This is a genomic window from Aeromonas aquatica, from assembly GCF_000764655.1.
GTDB lineage: Bacteria > Pseudomonadota > Gammaproteobacteria > Enterobacterales > Aeromonadaceae > Aeromonas > Aeromonas aquatica.
This window is the reverse complement of record NZ_JRGL01000025.1, coordinates 1-4,358: the sequence shown is the minus strand read 5'-3', so window position 1 is coordinate 4,358 and position 4,358 is coordinate 1. Positions and strand designations below refer to the sequence as shown.

Genomic DNA, 4,358 nt, shown 5'->3' with positions numbered 1-4,358 from the left:
CCATGATGTTGTGTTCAGTGATGCTCTTCCTGTGTGCAACGAAACCTATTATTAATAGCCCGGCAACCGACAGCATGGCTGTGAAGTTGAACGAGACGACTGGAGACTAAGATGAGCAGTAGCCCTACGTTTACCTTGAAAAAACTGAGTCCTTTTGTTGGCGCAGAAATTTCCGCCCTAGACATGCGGGAGACCCTGAGCGATACGACAATTGCGCAGATGGAGGAGGCATTGTGTGAGTATGAAGTGCTGGTTTTCCCCGATCAATTCCTGTCGTCGGAAGACATCCTAAGGATAGGGCGATATTTTGGTGAGCTCACGGTACATCCCTTTGCTGAGAACAGTGAAGAACATCCGGAACTCATTGTCTTTGATTACAAAGATGGTAACCCACCAGTATTGACCGACCGGTGGCATACGGATGAGTCCTACAAGAGTTGCCCTCCCAAAGCGACCATGCTTTATTCACGCGTTGTGCCTGAAATCGGTGGTGATACTTGCTTTAGCAGTATGACGACTGCATACGAATTTTTGTCCAAAAAAATGCGTGAATACTTGCAAGGGTTAGAAGGCATTCACGATTTCTCACCTTACAAGTTTCTGTTTCCTGAAACTGAAGCGGGAAAGGCGATCTTGCGCCAGAAAGAGCTGGAATATCCACCAATGGTTCACCCGGTTATTCGAGTGCACCCAACCACCGGGAAAAAAGCACTCTTTGTAAATCAGAGTTACACCCGGGCAATTCAGGGAATGACACAGCGTGACAGTGAAGCGTTACTGACGCAGCTGTTCAACGCTACGTCGGTGCTTGAGTATCAATATCGCCATCACTGGAAACCAAATATGCTAGTGCTGTGGGATAACCGCTCGGTGCAGCATGCGGCTGTCCATGATTATTACCCGAATCATCGTCATATGGAGAGGGTGACTATTGCAGGTGACAAGCCAATCAGTGCGGTGCCTGCGACTCAAATGGAGGAACTGCAGACTTTCAAGGTCCCGCGCTACGATCACAACGATTCGCGACGGGCGCGTCGTCAGTTTGAAATCGAAACAGATTAATACCTTTCCTGCCTCGGGAAAGCATCTCTTAGAGGCTGTTAACTTTTCATGGTCCTTTGTTGTCCGGGAGGAAAGCGTTTTTCCAAACTGCAGGGCATGCCATTGAATGCGCGACGAAAGCAGTCAGTAGAACAAATGGCCTGCGACACCGAGAAACGCTTTGAGGCGGGCAGGATTGGCAGGGTTTTTGTCCGTTATCCAGCATTGTCGCTGCTCATGCGGCATGGCCACGGCGCACAGGTTCTGCCTGGCAGAAATTAACAACTAACGATTGAAAAAAATAAGCTTGGGAGATCAGCAGTCTCAGGCTTTTATTCACATTTTCGTTAAGGGCGCGAGTTATGAACGATACAGAGTCCATCAGTGTTCACCAGGCGGTCAAAACCGCCAAGGTGTCCTCTTTTCATATTTACATTCTCTTGCTGTGTTTGAGCATTCTTATTCTTGATGGTTTTGATACTGCGTTGATGGGGTATGTTGCGCCCGCGATTATCGAGCAGTGGGGAATTGCCAAAGCTGATCTGGGACTGGTAATGAGTGCTGCCCTTATCGGCCTGGCGCTCGGGGCGATTGTGTCGGGACCTGTCTCAGATCGGTTGGGCAGAAAGCCGATTATTGTTTTTTCTGTGATCGTATTTGGTGTGTGTTGCATCGCCACGACACAGGCCAGCAACGTGAATCAACTGGTATTCTGGAGGTTGTGCACCGGTATCGGGATCGGGGCAGCAATGTCTAATGCGCTGACCATTATTTCGGAGTTTGCCCCAGAACGATACAAATCTCTGATGGTGAATGCGGTGTTCTGTGGTTTCCCTTTTGGCGCAGCATTAAGCGGCGTGCTGGCATCCTGGCTTATCCCGAATCTGGGCTGGCGCAGTGTGTTCATCTTTGGGGGAATGCTGCCGTTGCTGCTGCTGGTCCCGATCATCCGGACGCTGCCAGAAAGTATTCTGTTTCAACTGAGCCAGCCTGGCGCAGAATCTAAAATTCGAAAGACTGCCCGTCGACTGTTAGGGGAAATGCGCGTCAATCTTTCTGTCAGTCCAACGCCATTGTCTGATTCAGCGACAACCCCAATCAGGGATATCCTCTCGCCGTCAATGTTACCTGCGACGATGTTGCTTTGGCTTGCTTATTTTATGGGGCTGCTCATTTTTTATGTCGTTACCAGCTGGATGCCGACTCTCATTGGGGAAGCAGGTTTTGATTTGCAGCATGCGGCATTTTTGACTGCATTGTTTCCGCTGGGTGGAGCTGTGGGCACCATTGTTTCTGGGCTGTTAATGGACAAAGTAACACCACACAAAATTGTGGCGTTCAACTACTTCATGACGGGACTGTTTCTGTTCTCAATTAGTTTTGTATCAGACATCTATCTGTTGGGACTATTTATTTTGTTGGCGGGCACTGTCATGAATGGGGCGCAGGCTTCTATGGGATCCATTGCAACGCTTCATTATCCGACGTCTTCAAGAGCGACAGGCGTGTCATGGATGCTCGGAATGGGCCGCGCGGGTGGTATTGTCGGTGCCATGATAGGGGCGTGGCTCTTCCAGTTTGGTCTGGATTATAAAGGGATATTTAAAGTATTGCTTATTCCCAGTCTGTTTGCCGCCCTCGCACTGCTGGGGCTGATGTTAACGCTGAAATGGAAAAAACGCCGTTTATCCGAGAGCGCATTGACAGACAGTGAAGCCTGTTTATGAGCAGCCTGTATTCTCATCAGCCACAGTCTTCCCGCGATGGGGTGGAGCTGCCGCTCATGTACGGTCAGGGACGAGAAGACGTTAGGGTTGACCTCAACGCCTTATCAATTCAGCCCTCTGATAAGGTCTTGGTCATTAGTTCTGGCGGTTGTTCTGCACTTCGACTGTTGGCTGAAGGACCTGCATTGATGACGTCGATTGACTTAAATCATACGCAAAACTATCTGCTTGAACTCAAGCGAGCTGCGATCAGAGTCTTTGATCGCTCAACTTGCATCAAATTTCTCGGGGAAGAAGACGCTTCCCCGCTGGAGCGACAGGGTTTGTTGGATATGCTCTGGGATGACTTGTCGGATGACGCGACTGCTTACTGGAAAACACATCGCAGGCAGGTGAACCGCGGGGTCAACTATGCTGGCCGGACGGATCGACTGAGTCGTATCACAGGACTGATCCTGCGCTATCTTACCCATTCCCCTAGAGTCTTTGATGAAATTATGGCTCTTCAAACGCTCGAGGAGCAGCGAGCTTATTTCAGAGAACGATTCAATAATCGGCGCTGGCGGGCATTCTTACGCCTGTGCCTGAATTCGTACACATTGCGACGAATTTATGGTGAAGGGTTTTCAAAATATCTGGCTGACGATGCTACGTTGTCTCAGCATCTGGAACGTAAGATAGAAAAAGCCTTTTACTCAACCATGATAAACAAGAATGGTTTGATGACCCAGTTGCTCTTTGGCCGCCCTCCAGCTGGAGGCACCTGTGCGCCTTATCTTACTGATTCTGTGTATCAACGGGTAAAGCAAAACCTTGAACAATTGCATTTGGTCAGCGCTAACCTTTTAGACTTCATCGCCCGGACCGACCGGCAGCAAACCTATTCCAAAGTTACGTTATCAAATGTCATTGAATGCGTTCCTCAAGATGCTTTGCGGCTGTTTTTTATACAGCTTTCTGCATTTTTGCCCAGTGGAGGTGTGGTGGTGATGCGCTCGATGATCGGTCACCAGAAGCACTATCTTCCTCCGGAGCTCGAAATTGATCACAGCCTGAGCGAGCAGCTCACGGCTCAAGAGCAAACGTACATGTACTCCAACGTGTCGGTAATCAAGAAGCGATAACGCTTATTTAAGAGCAGAGTGACTATATGAATATCACAAAGTTGAAGGCTGCAATTGACTATGCGGCTAACCGTCAATTTTATCAGCAACATTGGAACGGTGACGTGGATTTGGCAACGCCAGAATTGACCGTAGCACAGTTTCAGCAGATTCCTGTAGTGCGAAAACACCATCTGCGGGATCACTGGGAGGACATCATGGAATACGGTGATGTGACTGATTTTGTGAGCTCATCGGGCACGACTGGCCGCCCTGTTGATGTACCAGTGCATCGTTTGCAAGAGCAGATTTGGGTGAATTCGGTCGGTCGGGTCTTAAGTGAAATGGGGGTTCAACCCGGCGATTTTGTGATCCAAATGTTGAGCAATAACGATATGTATACGCTGGGTATGCTGGTGTGCCAGGCAGCAAAACAGCAAGGGGTTGGTGTTTTTCGCTGCTCGCCCCAGCGTGTGAACCGCTTGGT

The 4,358-nt window shown here is 49.3% G+C and carries 4 protein-coding genes; all 4 read left to right on the top strand.

Translation table 11 applies throughout. From position 1 onward, the window contains the following. The first annotated feature begins 111 nt into the window (after window positions 1-111). Window positions 112-1,062, top strand: coding sequence for a TauD/TfdA dioxygenase family protein (locus tag LG30_RS0106210; RefSeq protein ID WP_033129855.1), 951 nt, complete (start codon window positions 112-114; stop codon window positions 1,060-1,062). A 341-nt stretch (window positions 1,063-1,403) separates the two neighbouring features. Then, window positions 1,404-2,768, top strand: coding sequence for an MFS transporter (locus tag LG30_RS0106205; RefSeq protein ID WP_052100871.1), 1,365 nt, complete (start codon window positions 1,404-1,406; stop codon window positions 2,766-2,768). Beyond that, a complete protein-coding gene (locus tag LG30_RS0106200; RefSeq protein ID WP_081966017.1) occupies window positions 2,765-3,892 on the top strand; it encodes a DUF3419 family protein in 1,128 nt (375 codons plus the stop codon). Before LG30_RS0106205 ends, LG30_RS0106200 begins: the two co-directional genes overlap by 4 nt. 26 nt (window positions 3,893-3,918) lie before the next feature. Continuing rightward, on the top strand, window positions 3,919-4,358 hold a 440-nt coding region (locus LG30_RS0106195; RefSeq protein ID WP_033129853.1), incomplete at its 3' end, for a phenylacetate--CoA ligase family protein.